Here is an 18,545-nt window from a genome sequence, read left to right as displayed (position 1 = left end):
TGTGACCTCTGTGAATCGCGTGACGGCTGTGAGGAAACTGGGAGACCCGCATCTAGTTGCTAACGATGTTCCGGAAGCGACCACCCCAGCTTGACCGGTTTGGTGGGATTCGGAAGCATGATCCACCTCCCCCGTTCGGCCCGGAAGGAACTGGCGTGCGCCGCCGCACACAAGCACTCGCTCTCTCCCTCATCCTCCTGATGACCTGCGGCGTCACAGCCGGTACCGCGGAGGCGAGGGAGGCGAAACGCACCACCGAGTGCCAGGGCGACTGGCTCCCCGCCACCCCGACGGGGGCGGACATCATGAACGGCGAGCTCGCCTTTCTCGCCCTGGACCCGGTGAAGATCGGCAAGGACGTCAACTGGCGTACCGATCCCTACCGCAACCGCTCGTGGAGCATGGTCTTCCACTCGCTGCGCTGGATGGGCCGTCTCGTCGCCGACTACGAGACGAACGGCAACGAGGCCTACCTGGCGCGGGCCGTCGAGATCGCGAAGGACTGGGTGGCGGACAACCCCCGCGGCGGCGCGAAGACCAGCCCGTACGCCTGGCAGGAGCACCCGATCGCGCTGCGCGCCCCCGCCCTGGTCTGCCTCAGCAAGCACGTCGGCGGGTCGTGGCTCTCCGGCAGCCTGGCCGAGCACGCGAAGATGCTCTCCGACCCCAGGCTGTACGAGAAGGGCCACAACCACGGGATCGACCAGGACATCGCGCTGCTCGGCATCGGCTGCCGCTACGGCCGTGACCAGTGGTCCAGCCTCGCGATCAGGCGGCTCACCGAGACCGTGAAGCTCGACGTCGACTCCCAGGGCGCGCTGCGCGAACAGGCCCCGCGCTACGCGCTCTACGTCTACGACCGCCTGAAGGTCGCGATGGACGACATCAGGGCCTGCAAGCGGAAGGTGCCCGCCGACATCTCCAGGCGCTGGAAGTCGCTGGAGGACTTCATCTCCCACTCCACCCAGCCCGACGGGTTCATGGTCCCGATCGGTGACGGCGGCGCGGACGTGCGGCCGGTCGGCTACAGCCACCCGAAGCAGGCCGTACGGGTGTTCCGGGGCGGCTACGTCTACGGGCGCACCGCCTGGGACAAGCCCGAGTCGGCGTTCTACTCCATCCGCTTCGGGCCCGGCATGAAGTATCACGGCCACGAGGACCACCTGGGCGTGACCTACTACGCCCAGGGCCGTAACGTCCTGGTCGACGCCGGCTTCGACTCCTACGAGAACAGCGGCTACCGCCACTGGACGATGTCCCCCGAGGCCCACAACACCTCGATGGTGGCCGGGGCGAGATTCCGCGGCAAGACCGCCACCGCGCTGAGCAGGTCCTCGATCGGCTCCGACCGGCAGAGTTACCGGCTCACCGACAGGGCCTACGGCGTGCCCAGGACCCGCTCGGTGCTCGTCAACCACCGCGAGGACGTGATGGCCGTGCTGGACACGGTTCCCAAGGGCTCGAAGGTCCGCAACATCTGGCACTTCTCCCACGAACTGTCCACCGTCTCCAGCAGCGGCGGCCAGGTCGTGGTGAAGGACAAGACGGGCTGGAAGGCGACGCTCGTCCAGGTCTCGATGCCGTCCTGCAAGCCGGTCTCGGGACTGAAGGTGGTCCAGGGTCAGAAGAACCCCTACCAGGGCTGGGTCTCCTCCTCCTACCTGCTGAAGCACCCCGCCCCCGCGGTCGTCTCGCCCGCCTCGGGCGACGCCGTGCTGACCGTGGTGGTGCCCGGCACAGGCAGTCCGTCGCTCTCCTGCTCGGGCGGCAAGGTCAGCCTGGAGACCTCTGAGGGCCAGGTGAGCTTCCGCGTGCGCGGCGCCGACCTCTCCTGACGGTCTCCCCCGCCCGAGAAGAGTCCTCTCCGGCGGCCTTCCCGCCGAGCCTGACGGCTCTCCTCGCCGGAGACGACACGGGCGGGTGCCTCCCGGCACCCGCCCGTTCACCGTGAGGAGGTCTCCCGGCGGCCCTTTCCCGACAGCGCCCGCCGCCCCCCAGGGCTGTGGCGGGGCGGCTGTCAGACGGCGTGGCCCGCGCGCAGGAGCCCGAAGGTCACCGCCTGCTCAAGCGCCTGCCAGGAGGCCTCGATGATGTTCTCGTCGACGCCGACCGTGGACCACTCCCCGGCCGCGTCGCTGGAGGTGATCAGCACGCGCGTGACGGCGTCGGTGCCGTGCGTACCCTCCAGGATCCGCACCTTGAAGTCGATCAGCTCGACCCCCGCCAGCTCGGGGTAGAGCCGCTCAAGGCCCAGCCGCACGGCCCGGTCGAGGGCGTTGACCGGGCCGTTGCCCTCACCGGTGGCGATGATCCGCTCCCCCTTGGCGTGCAGCTTCACGGTGGCCTCGCTCACGACCTCGCCGCCTCGCGCCCGCTCGACGATCACCCTCCAGGACTCGACCTGGAAGTGGCGCCTGCTCTCGCCCGCGACGGTGTCGCGCAACAGGAGCTCGAAGGAGGCGTCGGCGGCCTCGAAGGTGTAGCCCTTCGACTCCATCTCCTTGACCCGGTTCACCAGCTCCCGTGAGGTGTCGGAGGACAGCTCGTAACCCAGCTCGCGCCCCTTGAGCTCGACCGAGGCGCGCCCGGCCATGTCGGAGACGAGCATGCGCATGTCGTTGCCGACCTCGGCGGGGTCGATGTGCTGGTAGAGGTTGGGATCGACCTTGATCGCGCTGGCGTGCAGCCCGGCCTTGTGCGCGAAGGCGGAGACGCCCACGTAGGGAGCGTGGGAGTTGGGGGTGACGTTGGTGACCTCGGTGATCGCGTGGGCGATCCTGGTCATGTCGGCCAGCGCCTCCTTCGGCACGAGGTCGAACCCCCGCTTGAGCTGCAGGTTCGCCACCACGGTGAAGAGGTTGGCGTTGCCCGACCGCTCGCCGTAGCCGTTGGCGCAGCCCTGCACGTGGGTGGCGCCCGCCTTGACCGCGGCCAGCGAGTTGGCGACCGCGCAGCCGGTGTCGTCGTGGCAGTGGATGCCGATCCTCGCCGACGTCCCGACGGCCGCGTGCACCACCTCGGCCAGCTCGTCGGGGAGCATGCCCCCGTTGGTGTCGCACAGCGCGATGACCGAGGCTCCCGCCTCGGCCGCGGTGCGCAGGACCTCCAGCGCGTAGTCGGGGTTGGACTTGTAACCGTCGAAGAAGTGTTCCGCGTCGAGGAAGACTCTCTGGCCCTCCGCACGAAGGTGGGAGACCGTGTCGCGGATCATCGCGAGGTTCTCCTGAAGGGTCGTGCGGAGGGCCAGCTCCACGTGCCGGTCGTGACTCTTGGCGACAAGGGTTACGACCGGCGCGCCGGATTCGCGCAGCGCGGCCACCAATGGGTCGTCGGCTGCCTTCACACCTGCCCGGCGGGTCGCGCCGAACGCGGCGAGCTGCGCGTGCTTCAGGTCGAGCTCTGTTTGAGCGCGCCTGAAGAATTCCGTGTCCTTGGGGTTGGCTCCCGGCCAGCCTCCCTCGATGAAGCCGACGCCCAGACCGTCCAGGTGACGCGCGATGGCCAGTTTGTCGGCCACCGTGAGGTTGAGCCCCTCCTGCTGGGCACCGTCACGGAGAGTCGTGTCGTACACGTGGAAACGATCGTCGGCCATGTCAATCTCCTTCGCGGTTCGATGATTCGCCGCGCGCTCGTTCGGCTTCTGGAAACAAAAATGACCCCTCACGGACGTGAGAGGTCTGCGCGCCGGCGGTGTCCCTTTTCAGCCGGCGCGCCTGCCGATAATGAGCAGACCGTAGAACATGATGCTTCGGAGTCTGCCACACGCCGACACCATCTGACACATCGATCTCAGGATCCGAGATCCGCGGCGTGCCCGAACGGCCCGGGACACGGCCTGGAATCACCCCCGTCGCCGTCCGGCACCGGCGAGAATGGGCCCCATGAAGGCGACTTATCTCGACCCCACCGTGGGGCAGTATCTGCTCGCGCACACCAGCCAGCCCGACGACGTCCTCGACGCCCTCGCCGTCGAGACCCGCGAGCTGACCGGCGACAACGCGTCCATGCAGATCTCCCCCGACCAGGGGCGTTTCCTTACCATGATCGCCCAGCTCTGCGGCGCCAGGAACGCGGTGGAGGTGGGCACCTTCACCGGCTACTCCTCCATCTGCCTCGCCAGAGGGCTCGCTCCCGGCGGCGGGCTCACCTGCTTCGACGTGAGCGAGGAGTGGACGGCGGTCGCCCGGAGTTACTGGGAGAAAGCGCAGGTCGCCGACCGCATCGAGCTGAGGATCGGGCCCGCGGCCGAGCGGCTGCGCGAGCTTCCCGAACACCCGGCCGTCGACCTGGCGTTCATCGACGCCGACAAGGTCAACTATCCCGTCTACTACGAGATCCTCATGTCGCGCCTGGCCCCCGGCGGGGTGATCCTCGTCGACAACACCCTGTGGAGCGGGCACGTCGCCGACCCAACCAGGGACGACGAGACCGTGCGGCACATCCGCGAGTTCAACGACATGGTGAGCGCCGACGAGCGGGTCACCTCGATCATGCTTCCCATCGCCGACGGCCTCACCATGATTCGAAAGCACTGACGAAAACTTTCCCGAATCGCGGGCGAAGGAAAACCTTTCCGATTACTGTAAGCGATGTGACAAACACGTTGCGCCCACCCGCGCGGAGGGAAGGATGACCTCATGGCCAAGACCCTGGAACGCCGCGAGGCGAAGCCCGTGTCCACCAACCATCAGGAGCTCGAAGCGCACTACCAGAGGACCTGCGACCAGTGGCCCGACCGTAAGGTCGAGATCATCAACGGCCGGATCGTGGTGAGGGAGTTGCCCACACTCAACCACGCCAAGAGCATCCTGCAGTTGTTGATCCAGCTCATCCCGTTCGCCACGGAACAGGGCTGGCATCCCGTATACGACGTCAAGCTCTTCCTGGGCGTCCAGAAAGATCGTTATCGGCCCGATCTCCTTGTCCTGCCGAAGTCTCCCCGCATGTGGGACGAGGAGAACGTCTATGCGGAGGAGACGCTGCTCGTCGTGGAGGTGGTCTCCCCCAGTAGTCGGAGCGACGACCACGTCACCAAACCGGAAAACTGCGCGATCGCCGGGGTTCCGCTCTATCTGGTGATCGACGCCACCCAGAATCTCGCCCGGCTCCTCAGCCATCCCGGGGAGAGGGGCTACCAGCGGCAACACCAGGTGACCCTTGGAGAGCCCCTTGAGCTCCCCGCTCCCTGGAACCTCACGATCGACACCGGCAAGCTGACCGAAGGGTAGGCCCACTCGGCGGGAGGCCCGGCCGGGGCGGGAGGCCGGAGCCCCCGCCGAGCCGGGGTCCCCGGACGCCTCGACCGGGCCTCTCCCGCACGGGATCGGCCCTGCACTCCGCGCGCGACCTCGATCAACCTGAAGTGATCACTCGTCGCACCGGATCGGACACGGCCGCTCACCCGCGACGACACGACGCGTGTGGAAAACGGGGGCAACGGATCGTGTGGACCCAGCCATACGCTCCGTCGCCCTCGACGGCGGTGGAAGGTGCTCAGCAGATCTTGTGGACCCAGCTGTGCGGGTCGGGACGGGTCCCGTACTGGATCCCCACGAGCTCCTCGCGGATCTTCGAGGTGACGGGCCCCTGGGTGCCGTCGCCGATCGTCCAGGCGCGGTCGGCGCCCTTGACCGAGCCGACCGGGGTGACGACCGCGGCGGTGCCGCAGGCGAAGACCTCGGTGAGCTCGCCCGTCTCGCAGCCCTGCTGCCACTCCTCGACCGACAGGCGCCCCTCCTCGGCCTGGAGGCCGAGGTCGGAGGCGAGGGAGAGGATCGAGTCACGGGTGATGCCGGGCAGGAGGGTGCCGGTGAGCGCCGGGGTGAGCAGGCGGTCTCCGTAGACGAAGAACAGGTTCATCCCGCCCATCTCCTCGACGTAGCGGTGCTCGCCCGCATCCAGCCAGACCACCTGGTCACAGCCCTGCTCGACGGCCTGGCGCTGGGCGACGAAGGCCGCCGCGTAGTTGCCGCCGCACTTGGCGAAGCCGGTGCCGCCGGGGGCCGCGCGGGTGTACTCGGTGGAGAGCCAGACCGTCACGGCCTGCCCGCCTCCGAAGTAGGCCGCCGCCGGAGAGGCGATGACCATGTACTTGTAGCTCCTGGACGGGTAGTTGACGCCGAGCGCCGGCTGCGTGGCGATCATGAAGGGGCGCAGATAGAGGCTGTGCCCCGGCGTGGTCGGGACCCACTCGCGGTCGGTCTGGACGAGCAGCTCCAGCGACTCGACGAACGTCTCCTCGGGCAGTTCGGGCATGGCCATCCGCAGCGCGGAGCTGTTGAAGCGGGCGGCGTTCGCCTCCGGCCGGAAGGCCACGATCGCGCCGTTCTCCTGGCGGTAGGCCTTGAGCCCTTCGAAAAGCTCCTGCGCGTAGTGGAAGACCGACGTCGCGGGGTCGAGGCTGAGCGGGCCGTACGGCATGAGCCTGGCGTCGTGCCAGCCCTCACCCTCGGTGTAGTCGATCGAGATCATGTGGTCGGTGAAGACCTGACCGAACCCGGGACTCGCCATTACCTGCTCGCGCTCTGCCGCGGTGCGAGCGTGGTCGGAGAGCTGCACGTCGAAGCTGAGCTTCTGAGCGGTGGTCATCGCACGGATCCTTCTCTTGAGGTCTGGCTTACCCTTGGGTCCATTCTGCGTCGGACCGGGTAACGGGAAACTACTCCATCCATGCCGAAAACCGGCAGTGCTGGAGAAACAAAAACGCGCCTGGCGGCTCAGGTGAGCCGCCAGGCGCGTCGGGGTCGAGGGAGGCGGCTTCCTCAGCCGGCTACTCGGGCGGTGATGTCGTCGCCGATCTCGTGGGTGGTCCGGCCGGCCCGGCCGGCCGTCCGCTCGACCAGGTCGTCGGCGACGGCCTGCTCGACCCTGGTGGCCTCGGCGGCCATACCGAGGTGGTCGAGGAGCATGGCGACCGACAGGATCGTGGCGGTCGGGTCGGCCTTGCCCTGGCCCGCGATGTCGGGGGCGCTGCCGTGAACCGGCTCGAACATGCTCGGCGCGGTGCGGTCGGGGTTGACGTTGCCGCTCGCCGCCAGACCGATGCCGCCGGCGATCGCCGCGCCGATGTCGGTGAGGATGTCACCGAAGAGGTTGTCGGTGACGATCACGTCGAAGCGCTCCGGCTGGCTGACGAAGAACATCGAGGCCGCGTCGACGTGGCAGTAGTCGGTCTGGACCTCGGGATATTCCAGGCCGACGCGGTCGAAGGTGCGGGCCCAGAGGTCGCCGGCGTAGGTGAGCACGTTGGTCTTGTGGACCAGCGTCAGCTTTTTGCGGGGGCGGCCGAGCGCCTTGTCGAAGGCGTAACGCACGACGCGCTCGACGCCGTAGGCGGTGTTCAGCGACTCCTGGGTGGCGATCTCGTGCGGCGTGCCCCTGCGCATGACGCCACCCGCTCCGGCGTACGGGCCCTCGGTGCCCTCGCGGACGACGATCATGTCGATGTCCTCGGGGCGGGATCCGCCCAGCGGCGTCTCGACGCCGGGGAAGAGCTTGACCGGGCGCAGGTTCACGTAGTGGTCGAGCTGGAAGCGGAGCTTGAGCAGCAGGTCGCGCTCCAGGATGCCCGGGGGCACGCTGGGGTCGCCGACCGCGCCGAGCAGGATCGCGTCGTATCCGCGCAGTTCGTCGAGGACCGGGTCCGGCAGGGTCTCGCCGGTTTCGTGGTAGCGCTTGGCGCCGAGGTCGTAGGTGGTGGTCTCCACCTTCGTACCGACCGCTTCGAGGACCTTCAGCCCTTCGGCGACGACCTCGACTCCGATTCCGTCCCCGGGGATGACCGCCAGGCGAATGTTACGCGAATCCATGCAGGCACCTTACCGGTCCGTCTCGGCGATTGAACACCGGTCTCATTCTGCGGACGTGTTCGCACGACAGACCCTCTGATCGTTTTGTCCTTTTTTGCTCCCTATTGACCGTTTAGGGAGGTTTCGTTATGGTCCTCCCATTCACATCACTGCCTAATCCGTACGGGCCATCCCCTTACCGGGCCCGCACGGAGCCGGGGAACCACTCTTTACGGGATCTACCGCACCCCCGAGAACACCGCCCCTCCCCCGGAGCGCGTTCCCGGTCGTCATCAGGCGGATCCCTTGGGGCGAATCAGCGCGTTCTCGCGCCGTAGGGCGGCCTCCACGCCCGAGCCCGACAGCTCACCCGGCCGGCCTTATGGAAGGAATCATCCTGTCCGGCACAGTTCTCCCCCGCGTCCTGTCCATCTCCGCCTCCCTGATCCTCGCCGGCGCCGCGGTGTGCGCGACCTCGACCGCCGCCCTGGCCGCCTCCCCGCCCCCCGCCCCCGGACCCGCAGCGCTCAAAACCCCCACGCTGAAGGAAACGCTGAAGGCGATGGACGTCAGGCCCGCCTGGCAGAAGGCCGTGCAGTGGGCCATGTCCAAGCGCGGAACGCCCTACGTCTGGGGCGGCACCGGCAACGGCGGCTTCGACTGCTCCGGCCTGATGCTCCGCGCCTACGGCGCCGCCGGGATCAAACTCCCCCGCGTCACCTACGACCAGTACGCCGCCTTCTCCAAGAAGATCGCCTGGAAGGACCTCAGAGCCGGTGACCTGGCCTTCTTCAGCGGCCTCGGCCACGTCGGCATGATCACAAAGCCCGGCTACATGGTTCACGCCCCGCAAAGCGGCGACGTCGTCAAGGAGGAGAAGCTCAGCTCCTGGCGCCGCGCCTCCTTCGTCGGCGCGGTCCGCCCCGACCCGCAGGGGGTCCAGCTCGCCAAGCGGGTCGAGCTCGCGACCGAAGTCGTGCCCGGCGGATGAGACACGCCGGCGGATCGCCGCCGGGAGGCCGTGGAGGCCCCGGTGGCGGCGAGAACGGGTTCAGCGGGTGGGGGCACCACCGTTGTCCCTGCGGTCCAGAGCGGTCTGGAGCGCGTCGGTGGCCTCGTCCTCTGTCTCCTCGGGACGGTTCCAGGGATACATGTCGTACATGGCGAATCTCGTCTCGGTCGCACGCGAGCAAGGAAGGTGGTCAAGTCTCCGGTCGGGACTCCGACCAGGCCTGATGTCGAGGGTCCGGATCACGGACCGGCGACGGGGGCTTGGAGCCGGCAAGCGCCACAACACCGCGGCGAGTCGCCGGCCTGCCCCTGTCAGGCCTCGCCGCGGCAGGTAGGAATTACGAGAACCTGGCGCATTTCATTCCAGGCTACCTGCCCACGGAAACGCCGTCTCGCCCGGCGTACACACTTCTCACATGCTGAGACGAGATGTGGCCGCCGCCCCGGTCATCGGGGCGGCGGCCACATCGGTGGACCACGGCCGTGTTTCCCGTACGTCCCCCGATCGGTCCTGGGTGATCGCATGTCGTCCTGGATCGGGAAGGGCCACCGACCCGCGACGACGCGGCACGCGCGGGAAACGGGGCTAGTCGGCCAGGTCGGCCGAGCGGCCGCTGTCGGCGCCGATCTCCGCGCCGATCTGGTCGATCACCTCGGCCGGGATCGCGGTGTCGACGGTGAGGGCGATCAGCGCCTTGCCGCCCTTGGCGTCCCGGGCCACCTGCATCGAGGCGATGTTGATCGAGTGGTCGCCGAGAATACGGCCGACCACGCCGACGATGCCGGGACGGTCGGTGTAGGTGAAGAACGACAGGTGGTCGGTGGGCTCGATCTCCATCTGGTAGCCGTTGACCTCGACGATCTTCGTGATCTGCCTCGGCCCGGACAGGGTGCCGGAGACCGAGACCGTGCGGCCGTCGGCGAGGACGCCGCGGACCGTCACGACGTTGCGCCAGTCGGGGCTCTCGGAGCTGGTGACCAGCTCGACCGACACCCCCCGGTCCTTGGCCAGCAGCGGGGCGTTGACGTAGGTGACCGAGTCCTCGACCACGTCGGTGAAGACGCCCTTGAGCGCGGCCAGCTCCAGCACGCGGACGTCGTGGGAGGCGATCTCACCGCGCACCTCGACGTCGAGCTTGGTGGCGACCTCGCCCGCGAGGGCGGTGAACACCCGGCCGAGCTTCTCGGCGAGCGGCAGGCCCGGCTTGACGTCCTCGGCGACGGCACCGCCCTGGACGTTGACCGCGTCCGGCACGAACTCCCCGGCGAGGGCGAGCTTCACGCTGCGCGCGACCTGGGTGCCCGCCTTCTCCTGGGCCTCGTGGGTGGAGGCGCCCAGGTGCGGGGTGACGACGACCTGGTCGAGCTCGAAGAGCGGGCTGTCGGTGACCGGCTCCTTGGGGAACACGTCGATGCCGGCGCCGGCGACGCGGCCCTCCTTGAGGGCGGAGTAGAGGGCGTTCTCGTCGATGATGCCGCCCCGGGCGACGTTGATGAGGCGCACGTTCGGCTTGACCGCGTGGAGCTCCCTGTCGCCGATGAGACCGATGGTCTCCTTGGACTTGGGCAGGTGCACCGTGATGAAGTCGGCCTCGCTCAGGGCCTCCTCGAGCGAGACCAGCCGGACGCCCATCTGCGCGGCGCGGGCCGGCTGCAGGTAGGGGTCGTAGGCGATCAGTTCGACGCCGAACGGCTGGAGGCGCTGCGCGACCAGCTGGCCGATCTTGCCGAGGCCGAGGATCGCGACGACCTTCTCGTCGAGCTCCACCCCGGTGTACTTCGAGCGCTTCCACTCGCCGCCCTTGAGCGCGGAGTGCGCCTGGGCGACGTTGCGGGCGGAGGCGAGGATGAGGGCGACGGTGTGCTCGGCGGCGCTGGTGATGTTGGAGGTCGGCGCGTTGACGACCATGACACCGGCCTTGGTGGCGGCCTCCACATCGACGTTGTCCAGGCCGACGCCCGCGCGGGCGACGACGCGGAGCCTGGGAGCGTTGGCGATCGCCTCGGCGTCGACCTGCGTGGCGCTGCGCACGATGAGCGCGTCCACGTCGGCGAGGGCGGGCAGGAACTGGGCGCGGTCGGCGCCGTCGGTGTGGCGGACTTCGAAGTCCGCGCCCAGAACCGCGAGACCAGCCTCGGAAAGTTCCTCAGCGACCAGTACGACGGGCTTGTTCACAGGCTGGATCCTTACTAGACGGTGAGGGGTGCACGGACCTCACGTAGTCTATCGGCGCTTGTGAACGCGTTCACGAGTGTCCCGCGATCCGAGACGCTTCGCGCCACCGGGAAACCCCTCGGAGAGGCTCCGGAGACGGGTGGGACGTGAGGGGATCTCGCGACCCACGAGGCGATTACCCGTCCTTGACAGATCTCATGCACCAAAATTCAAGTTGGTCTTGATCCCAAGAAAACTTCGCTATTACCCTGATAAGCCGTGGTCCACTACCTATCGTTCCTCATATGAGCATCGGGAACCCCGCTCTCGGCAACGTACTCGCGCAGCACGGCGACCCGCACCGGCTGCTCGCGGCGCTGGCCGAATGGGGACTCCTGGTTGCCGTGCGACCCGACCGCTCCGTCGTGCTCGGCACGACCCAGGCCGGTGATCGTGTCCTGCTCGGATACACCTCGGCGGACACCTACGCGCGGCACCGCGGCAGCCACTCGCTGTCGGCGTGCGACGCCGACACCATCCTCGACATCCAGCGCGTCACCGGCGTGCGGGAGATCGTGATCGACGCGGCGGGTCCGGCGGCCGCGGCCGTGCCGATCGAGGACCTCCAGCGCTACCTGCTCTCGACGCGCAGCGGCCCCACGCCCGCGCTGTCGAGCGCGGCGCCGACGGCGTACGCGACCGGGGCGATGGCCACGGTCTCGCGTCCCGCGCCCGCGCGCCCGCAGAGAACGCCGGTGCCGGCAGCGCCCTCCCAGCCGTGGATCCCGGCACCTCGCCCGCACCTGTCGGGCCCGATGCAGATGGTGGACCCGGGATACCGCCGATGCGACCACCCGATCCTGCCCGCGCTGCGTGCCGCGATCTCACACCTGCTCGTCGACTACCCGCTCGTCCACCACGTGTGGATCTCCGAGGCCAGTACCTCCTCGGGCGCCCCGGGGATCATGCTGCATGTGAAGGTCCACATGTCGGCGGCCGAGGACGTGGTCAGGGACATCCATCGCGGGGTGCGCGCCAGGTTGCCACAGCTCGCCGCGAGCGAGGCGCCGATCCTGATGGCGAGGGTCGCCGACGCGCGCAGCGAGCAGCGGATGGTCGAGCTGGGCGCCCACGTGGTCTGCGCCGACGTCACCGACTGAGCGCTCCGACCGGCCGGGCAGGGCGAGCCGGGGTGACCCCCGCGCGCCGATGCCCGGCCGCCCCCGCAGGCCAGGTCGGCAGATAGAGCCAGTCCGGCGAGCCGCCGGGGTGACCCCCGCGCGCCGGATGCCCAGCCGCCCCCCGGAGCGCCGGGCGACGGCCGGGCACGGCGGGTCAGGTCAGGCGACGGGTGAGCACCACCCTCGTCCGGACGCACAGCCCGGCCAGCAGCGCGGTCAGCAGGGGCAGGCCGACCAGCACGCCTCCCAGCAGGAGCCAGGGTACGTCGACCGCGAAGGTGACCAGGCCTGGCGGCATGTCGTCCATCACGGTGATCCCGGAGGCCCATTTGCGGTAGAACCCGCCGAAGACACTCGCAGCCCCGGAGACCAGCCCGACGAACATCCCCACTCCCACCCCCAGGCCGGAGACGAACGCGGCCTGTCCCGCGACGAGAAGGCGCTGGACGCGGCCCGCCGCCCCCACCGCCGCCAGCATGGCCCGGTCGGGACGGCCCTCCGCCACGGCAAGGCCGGTCGCCGCGAACGTACCCCCCAGAATGAGGACCGCCGCGCCGGCGGCGAAGGCCAGGAGCGTCGCCATGTCGCCGCCACGGAAACCCCGCTCGACCTCGGCGACGGTGGTGGAGTCGACCTCCCGGACGGCGGCGTGCAGCCGCTCCTCCTGCTGCGGCGTCGTGCTCACCGCGGCCGGATCGGCGATGAGAGTGTCGTAATCGACGGTGAGGCCCAGCTTGGCCGCCAGCGAGACGGGGAGTACCGCGGTCACCAGCGGCTCGCCCCGGGGCCGCCGGACGACGGCGGGCACCGAGCGCGTGACGCGTTTCGTGATATCGGTCGTGAAGACCAGCTTCCCGTCGCGCAACACCCTCGGGTCGAACACCACCGCCTTGCCCGCGGCGAGAGCGGCTTCGGCGGCGGGATCGGGGCCACGCAGGAAATAGCGGACCAGGTCGGCACCGCCTACCGGCGGGGGACGGAACAACGCGCGGGAGAGGAATTCCGCACAATCTCTCGCGCAGCCGGGCTGGACCACGACGTTGACAGGTCGCGAACCGGGCCCGGCGAACTTTCCCGCCTCGATCAACGGCACCCCGGGCAGGGCGGAGGTGACGACTCTCTTGATCTCCCTCCAGGCCGCAGGTTCGGGGGCGTAGGAGGACACAACGGTGCTCCCCCTCACGTACTGGGGCATGTAGCGCTCGCGCATCTGGGCGGTCTGGCTGGAGACCATCACCGCCACGGTGGCGAAAACGGCGGTCGCGACGAGCACCGCGGCCACGGCGGGGGCCGTACGTCCGCGGTTGCGCACGGCGTCCCTGGCGGCGATCCGGAACGGCAGCGGCAACCACGCGGCCAGGCGCGCGGCGACGCCGACCAGCCACGGCGTCAGCAGGACGAGCCCGAGCTGCCCGAGCACCGCGCCCAACAGCAGGCTGGCCGACTGCCACGACCCGTACTGCGCCCACCGCCTTGCGAAGGCGGCGCCGAGGAGGATGACCGCCATCGCCACCGCCAGGAACACCACGCCCAGCACCGGCAGGCCACGGCGTTCCCTCGCCCGGTCCCGGCGGCCGGCCAGCACCTCCGCCACGTCGGCCCGCGACGCCTGGACGGCGGGGACGAGCGCCGCGAGCAGCGCGCTCACCACCCCCAGGAGCACGGCGAGCGCGATCAGGCCGGCGGGCACCTCCAGGGGGCCGCGGTGGACGAACGGCGCGACGGCCGCGCCGATCCCGATCCCGCCCGCGGCTCCGAGCAGGGAGGCCGCGAGCCCTAGGGTGAGCCCGTCCGCGAGGACGACGCCGCGCAGGTGGCGGGGTGAGCCGCCCTGCGCGGCGATCAGCGCGAGCTCGCGCCGGCGTCGCCGGATGCCGACGGCGAACGCCGGTCCCGCCAGGAAGACGACCTCCAGCACGACGATGACCGCGCCGAGGGCGACCATCACGACGTCGGAGGCCCGCACCGACCTGTGGGGGAACGGATCCTCCGGGCCGGCGCCCGCGGGAGGCGGATCGTTGACCACCGCTCGTGAGAGGACCCTGACGCCATGCTGGTTGATCTCGCGAACCCGCTGCCAGGAGACGGGGGCGGGAGTGTCGACGAGCCAGCTCGTACCGACCTTCCCGGCGTCGTCGAACACGGTTCCCGGGGGCGCGACGATCTCCAGGCTTTCTGGCTCGCGCCGGGACTCGACGACGCCGACCACGGTGACGACGGTGCTCGTACCGACCGGGGTCAGGGTTCTCCCCTCCCGTAGCCCCAGCCCCGCGCCCACCACGACCTCCCCCGCCACTCGTGGCAGGCGCCCTGACCGGAGCGTGTACATGCCCGCGGTGATCGGGTCGTGCAGGTCGATCTCCCAGAGGTCGGCCTCCCGGTAAGCGCCGGCCGTCTCGTAGCCGGTCCAGAGGCCGCGCAGGGGGATTGCGCGGCTGCCCGGCCCGAAGAGGGTGAGGACCTCCCGTTCCGTGAGGGCCCGCTGCTTGAAGCCGCGGCCCTTCACATGGAAGGTATCGGCGCCGACGCTCTGCCGCACTGGCCTGTCGAAGGCCGTACCCCGCACGTGCGCGTCGGCCGTGCCGATGTTCCAGTCCAGCCCTTCCCTGAGCGTGACGTCTCCGGTGGCCTGCCAGGTCAGGCCCGCCGCGAGGAGCATGACCGGCAGGCCGATCATGACCATGATGAGCGCGCTGCGGCCCCTGGCTCGCCCGATTTCCCGGCGGGAGAGGCGCAGGGCGACGAGGATCGCGCTCACGCGGGCGCCCCCGCCCGCCGCCGGAGATCCACTCGCTGGAGATCCGTTCGCCGGGGATCCGCGAGTGCGCTCGGCGCGTCCGTTCGCTCGCTCATCGGGCGCTCTCCAGGGGGGTGGCGGTGGAGTCGGCGATCTCGCCGTCGCGCAGGAAGACCACCCGGTCGGCCCAGGCGGCGTAGCGGGGTTCGTGGGTGACGAGCAGCACGGCGGCTCCCGCGTCGCAGCGGGTGCGCAGGAGCTGGAGGATGTCGTCGCCGGTCGGGGTGTCGAGCGCGCCGGTGGGCTCGTCGGCCAGGATCAGCCGCCGCTCCCCCACCAGCGCGCGGGCGATGGCGACCCGCTGGCGCTGGCCGCCGGAGATCTCTTCGGGGAAGCGGTCGGCGATCTCGCCCAGACCGACCTCGGTGAGCACCTCCATCGCCTCGCGGCGGGCGTTTTTGAAGGCGACCCCGTCCAGCTCGCGCGGGAGGGTCACGTTCTCCAGCGCGGTGAGCGACGGGATCAGGTTGAGGTCCTGGAAGACGTAACCCACATGCCTGCGCCGGAGGCCGGCCAGTTCCCCGGCCCGCAGGCTCGCCAGCGGCGTGCCCTCCACGACCACGGAGCCCGAGGTGGGCAGGTCGAGGCCCCCGGCGAGGTTGAGCAGGGTGGACTTACCTGACCCCGAGGGGCCCATCACCGCGACGAGCTCTCCGGCGCCGACCTCGAAGCTCACCCCGCGCAGCGCCGTCACGCTCTGCGGCCCGTCGCCGTGCGTGCGGGTCACGTCCGCGAGCCGGACGACCGGTTCGAAGGTCATCTGGGTACCCCCTGCGCGCGGGTGCCTGGCCGTGGTCGTGGTCCTGGTCCTGGTAAGGGCGTCAACTGTCCGTCTCCTGTGTCTGGGGATAACGCTTCGGGAGGTCACCCACGCGGGGATCCCGCGTCCGGGACTTCCACGTCCGGGACCTCTGCGTTCGGGTGTTCCGTGTTCGGGTTTTCCGCGGCCGCGGGCCTTCGCGTCCGGGAAGAGGCCGTGAGCACGGCCTCGCAGTGGTCGAGCCAGCGTTGCTCGGCCTCGGCCTGGAAGATCATCGAGTCGAGCACCAGCCGCTGTGCGGGGTTCTCGACGCTCGCGCGCCTGGCCTGGACGAACGCCTGCAACGTGCGCATGGTCGCGGTGCGCTGGGCCTGGATGATCGGCCGCACGTCCGTGGTGGCGGTGACCGCCAGGGCGAGCTTGATGACCAGCTCGTCCCGAGGCCGGTCCGACTGGGCGACGGGGGTGCTGAACCATCGCCCCATCTCGGCCAGACCGGCCTCGGTGATCGAGTAGACGACCCGGCCCTGCTCGTCCTGCTCGCCGGGGCTCACCAGGCCGTCGCGTTCCAGGCGGGAGAGCGTTGTGTAGACCTGGCCGATGTTGAGCGGCCAGGTCGCCCCCGTGGACGCCTCGAACTCGGCACGCAATTGGTAGCCGTAACGAGGCCCCTGACTCAGCAGGGCGAGAAGCCCCTGTCGGATCGCCATGAATACCGAGTATGCATACTCAGTATTCATGGCGCAAGAGATCTGCATATTCTGGACAGGCTCCGCCCTCGGGGCCGATACTCGGAGGATGAGCTCGACGCATCCCCCGGCCCGTGCCTCCGACGGGGACCGTGATCGCGCGATCAACGAGCTGCGCGACCGTGCCGTCGAGGGGCATCTGTCGCACGACACCTTCCTCGGCCGCGTCGACATGGCTCTGCGCGCACGCAATCAGAACGAGCTCGACAATCTGGTCGCCGATCTGCCGCAACGCGGCCGGTTTCGCCGCATGGTCACCGAGGCCGTCGCCTCGGCCTCCGACTTCACCAAGCGGGTGGAGTCGGCCTGGCGGCGCCCGCGGCTGCCCCGGCTCGCGCTGCCCGGCGACGGCAGGACCCGCTACGTGGTGGGCCGGGGGTCGTCCTGCGATCTGGTCCTCGCCGACCTGACCGTCTCCCGGGTGCACGCCGAGCTCCGCCGCGACGAGGAGGGCTGGGTCCTCGTCGACCTCGGCTCACTGAACGGCACCCGCCTGAACGACTGGCGCCTGGTCGGCCCGGCCAAGGTCCGGCCGGGCGACGTCGTCTCCTTCGGCGACTGCGGCTTCCTGATGATCACGCCCTAGAGGCAGGGGGATCCTCTCAACCCTCCTGGCCCCTGGCCGCTCCGGCTTCCTGGGCTTCCTTGATCTTCGCCGCCGTCAGGGTGTAGCGCATGGTCAGCAGGATGCTGAGCCCCATCAGGATCGCGGGCAGCAGCGTCGAGCCGTACAGTGCCGCCGTGGTCGCCGACTCGGGCTGGGCGACCGGCGTGGAGGGGTCGGACTCGACGAATCCGGTCGCGCCCAGCAACCAGCCGAGCACGAGCGCGCCGAACGCGAAGACCACGGTCTCGGCGGCCGTCCAGAGCCCGGTGAACACCCCGGCCCTGCGCTTGCCGGTGACCAGGGCGTCGTGGACGATCACGTCGGAAAGCATCGAGAACTGCAGCAGCTGCAACCCGGCGTAGCCGACGCCGACGAGGAACACGCACGCGTGCGCGTACGCCCAGCCGAGCGGACCGGCGAAGGCCATCCCGACGGCGCCCACCATGAACAGCGCCGACGCCAGGATCATCGCGCCGCGCTTGTCGTAGCGCTTGGACAGCCGGACCCAGAGCGGCATGGTGATCAGCAACGGACCGACGATGCCCAGGAAGAGCGTGGTGGTCGCCGCCGGGTCGCCCAGCGTGTAGGTGGCGAAGTACGGCGCTCCGGCGAGCATGGCTCCGGCGGCGAACATCTGGGCGCAGCTCAGACCGAGCAGCACCATGAACGTCGTGTTCGAGCGGGCGGCGGCGAACTGGGCGGCGATCGACGGCTCCGTCTCGGCCCGCGCGACCATCGGGGCCCGGGCCGTGCCGAAGAAGGCGCCGAGCATCGACAGCAGCAGCACGGCACCGATGACCAGCCCCATGGTCCGGTAGCCGGCGGCCTCGGTGCCCGCGATCACCGGCGCGACCGCCCCGGAGAGCAGGATCCCCAGGCCGACGAAGACCATCTTCCACTGCAGCAGCGAGGAACGCTCGTGGTAGTCGTCGGTCATCTCCGCGGGCATCGCCTTGTAGGGGACCTCGTAGAAGGCGTAGGCCGTCGCGGTGAGGAAGTAGAAGAAGGCGACGTACAGGGCGGCGGAGAGGCCGGTGAGCGGGGGGCCCGCGAAGGTGAGGGCGAACGTCACCGGCAGGGTGACCGCGCCCATGAGCAGCCAGGGACGGCGGGCGCCGAAGCGGGAGACCGTCCGGTCGGAGCGCTGGCCCACCCAGGGGTTGATGAACATGTCCCAGAGCTTGGGCAGGAAGACCACGATGCCGGCGATCCACGCGGGAACCGCGAGCACGTTCGTCATGTAGAACAGCAGCAGCAATCCGGGGACCGTGGAGAAGGTCGCGGTGCAGATCGAGCCGACACCGTAGCCGACGCGCACGCCGCGCGACACGGTGACGACGGCCGGTGAGGGCGCCGGGGAGACCATGCCACATTCAATCGCAGCGAGTGGACGTCCGGTAGGCCCCGGAACCTCGTGATCGCCGGAAGACGAGAATATTTCGGCTCCTGTCGGTCCGGGAGAGCCCGGCGACGAAACCGCCGTCCGGCCCGGATGACC

14 protein-coding genes and 1 riboswitch are annotated in these 18,545 nt (G+C 69.7%); of the genes, 6 read left to right on the top strand and 8 right to left on the bottom strand.

The annotated features are described in order from the left end of the window. Positions 1-155: 155 nt before the first annotated feature. Positions 156-1,835, top strand: a complete 1,680-nt coding sequence (locus tag ACFY3V_RS27215; protein WP_389777395.1) for a heparinase II/III family protein — start codon at positions 156-158, stop codon at positions 1,833-1,835. A gap of 182 nt (positions 1,836-2,017) precedes the next feature. On the opposite strand, the gene cimA is transcribed toward ACFY3V_RS27215, so the two are convergent. After that, the gene (gene cimA / locus ACFY3V_RS27210; RefSeq protein ID WP_350947636.1) at positions 2,018-3,592 is read right to left on the bottom strand and encodes a citramalate synthase; all 1,575 of its coding nucleotides are present in this window, start codon (positions 3,590-3,592) and stop codon (positions 2,018-2,020) included. A gap of 289 nt (positions 3,593-3,881) precedes the next feature. Here cimA and ACFY3V_RS27205 point away from each other — a divergent pair, with 289 nt between their 5' ends. Both ACFY3V_RS27205 and ACFY3V_RS27200 read left to right on the top strand, forming a co-directional pair. Then, positions 3,882-4,535 (top strand): O-methyltransferase, encoded by a 654-nt coding sequence (locus ACFY3V_RS27205; protein WP_350947635.1) that lies wholly within the window; start codon positions 3,882-3,884, stop codon positions 4,533-4,535. 102 nt (positions 4,536-4,637) lie between these two features. Continuing rightward, positions 4,638-5,228, top strand: a complete 591-nt coding sequence (locus tag ACFY3V_RS27200) for a Uma2 family endonuclease (RefSeq protein ID WP_350947634.1) — start codon at positions 4,638-4,640, stop codon at positions 5,226-5,228. 265 nt (positions 5,229-5,493) lie between these two features. Here ACFY3V_RS27200 and ACFY3V_RS27195 read toward each other — a convergent pair whose 3' ends face one another. Both ACFY3V_RS27195 and ACFY3V_RS27190 read right to left on the bottom strand, forming a co-directional pair. Further along, on the bottom strand, positions 5,494-6,588 hold the full coding sequence (locus ACFY3V_RS27195) for a branched-chain amino acid aminotransferase (RefSeq protein ID WP_350947633.1): 1,095 nt from the start codon (positions 6,586-6,588) through the stop codon (positions 5,494-5,496). Positions 6,589-6,761: 173 nt separating this feature from the next. Further along, on the bottom strand, positions 6,762-7,808 hold the full coding sequence (locus ACFY3V_RS27190) for a 3-isopropylmalate dehydrogenase (protein ID WP_350947632.1): 1,047 nt from the start codon (positions 7,806-7,808) through the stop codon (positions 6,762-6,764). 155 nt (positions 7,809-7,963) lie between these two features. After that, positions 7,964-8,182: riboswitch (cyclic di-AMP (ydaO/yuaA leader) on the top strand. Between ACFY3V_RS27190 and ACFY3V_RS27185 the strand changes: the two genes are divergently transcribed. After that, positions 8,170-8,778, top strand: coding sequence for a C40 family peptidase (locus ACFY3V_RS27185; protein ID WP_350947631.1), 609 nt, complete (start codon positions 8,170-8,172; stop codon positions 8,776-8,778). Its footprint overlaps the riboswitch before it by 13 nt. 606 nt (positions 8,779-9,384) lie before the next feature. Here the strand turns inward: ACFY3V_RS27185 and serA are convergent. Continuing rightward, entirely contained in the window at positions 9,385-10,974 is a 1,590-nt protein-coding gene (gene serA, locus ACFY3V_RS27180) for a phosphoglycerate dehydrogenase (RefSeq protein WP_389777387.1), read from the bottom strand. A 284-nt stretch (positions 10,975-11,258) separates the two neighbouring features. Here serA and ACFY3V_RS27175 point away from each other — a divergent pair, with 284 nt between their 5' ends. After that, on the top strand, positions 11,259-12,113 hold the full coding sequence (locus ACFY3V_RS27175) for a hypothetical protein (protein ID WP_350947629.1): 855 nt from the start codon (positions 11,259-11,261) through the stop codon (positions 12,111-12,113). Positions 12,114-12,288: 175 nt separating this feature from the next. On the opposite strand, the gene ACFY3V_RS27170 is transcribed toward ACFY3V_RS27175, so the two are convergent. The 3 genes from ACFY3V_RS27170 to ACFY3V_RS27160 all read right to left on the bottom strand — a co-directional run bounded on the left by ACFY3V_RS27170 (position 12,289) and on the right by ACFY3V_RS27160 (position 16,401). Further along, positions 12,289-14,892: an FtsX-like permease family protein gene (locus tag ACFY3V_RS27170; protein ID WP_389777382.1), complete on the bottom strand. Its 2,604-nt coding sequence runs from the start codon at positions 14,890-14,892 to the stop codon at positions 12,289-12,291. Positions 14,893-14,983: 91 nt separating this feature from the next. Next, complete coding sequence (locus ACFY3V_RS27165) at positions 14,984-15,691, bottom strand: ABC transporter ATP-binding protein (RefSeq protein ID WP_389777379.1); 708 nt, start codon at positions 15,689-15,691, stop codon at positions 14,984-14,986. A 104-nt stretch (positions 15,692-15,795) separates the two neighbouring features. Beyond that, positions 15,796-16,401, bottom strand: a complete 606-nt coding sequence (locus ACFY3V_RS27160) for a PadR family transcriptional regulator (protein ID WP_389777376.1) — start codon at positions 16,399-16,401, stop codon at positions 15,796-15,798. 88 nt (positions 16,402-16,489) lie between these two features. Between ACFY3V_RS27160 and ACFY3V_RS27155 the strand changes: the two genes are divergently transcribed. Continuing rightward, positions 16,490-17,026, top strand: a complete 537-nt coding sequence (locus ACFY3V_RS27155) for an FHA domain-containing protein (RefSeq protein ID WP_389777373.1) — start codon at positions 16,490-16,492, stop codon at positions 17,024-17,026. A 16-nt stretch (positions 17,027-17,042) separates the two neighbouring features. Here the strand turns inward: ACFY3V_RS27155 and ACFY3V_RS27150 are convergent, their stop codons facing one another. Continuing rightward, a complete protein-coding gene (locus ACFY3V_RS27150; RefSeq protein ID WP_362899446.1) occupies positions 17,043-18,413 on the bottom strand; it encodes an MFS transporter in 1,371 nt (456 codons plus the stop codon). Between the last annotated feature and the right edge of the window lie 132 nt (positions 18,414-18,545).

Source organism: Streptosporangium sp. NPDC000095, assembly GCF_042899335.1.
Lineage (GTDB): Bacteria > Actinomycetota > Actinomycetes > Streptosporangiales > Streptosporangiaceae > Streptosporangium.
This window is presented reverse-complemented; position numbering and strand designations above follow the sequence as displayed.

Coding starts and splice junctions, on each gene's coding strand:
- cimA (WP_350947636.1), bottom strand. CDS start 3,592: ATGGCCGACGATCGTTTCCACGTGTACGACACGACTCTCCGTGACGGT.
- ACFY3V_RS27205 (WP_350947635.1), top strand. CDS start 3,882: ATGAAGGCGACTTATCTCGACCCCACCGTGGGGCAGTATCTGCTCGCG.
- ACFY3V_RS27200 (WP_350947634.1), top strand. CDS start 4,638: ATGGCCAAGACCCTGGAACGCCGCGAGGCGAAGCCCGTGTCCACCAAC.
- ACFY3V_RS27195 (WP_350947633.1), bottom strand. CDS start 6,588: ATGACCACCGCTCAGAAGCTCAGCTTCGACGTGCAGCTCTCCGACCAC.
- ACFY3V_RS27190 (WP_350947632.1), bottom strand. CDS start 7,808: ATGGATTCGCGTAACATTCGCCTGGCGGTCATCCCCGGGGACGGAATC.
- ACFY3V_RS27185 (WP_350947631.1), top strand. CDS start 8,170: ATGGAAGGAATCATCCTGTCCGGCACAGTTCTCCCCCGCGTCCTGTCC.
- ACFY3V_RS27175 (WP_350947629.1), top strand. CDS start 11,259: ATGAGCATCGGGAACCCCGCTCTCGGCAACGTACTCGCGCAGCACGGC.
- ACFY3V_RS27165 (WP_389777379.1), bottom strand. CDS start 15,691: ATGACCTTCGAACCGGTCGTCCGGCTCGCGGACGTGACCCGCACGCAC.
- ACFY3V_RS27160 (WP_389777376.1), bottom strand. CDS start 16,401: ATGGCGATCCGACAGGGGCTTCTCGCCCTGCTGAGTCAGGGGCCTCGT.
- ACFY3V_RS27155 (WP_389777373.1), top strand. CDS start 16,490: ATGAGCTCGACGCATCCCCCGGCCCGTGCCTCCGACGGGGACCGTGAT.
- ACFY3V_RS27150 (WP_362899446.1), bottom strand. CDS start 18,413: ATGGTCTCCCCGGCGCCCTCACCGGCCGTCGTCACCGTGTCGCGCGGC.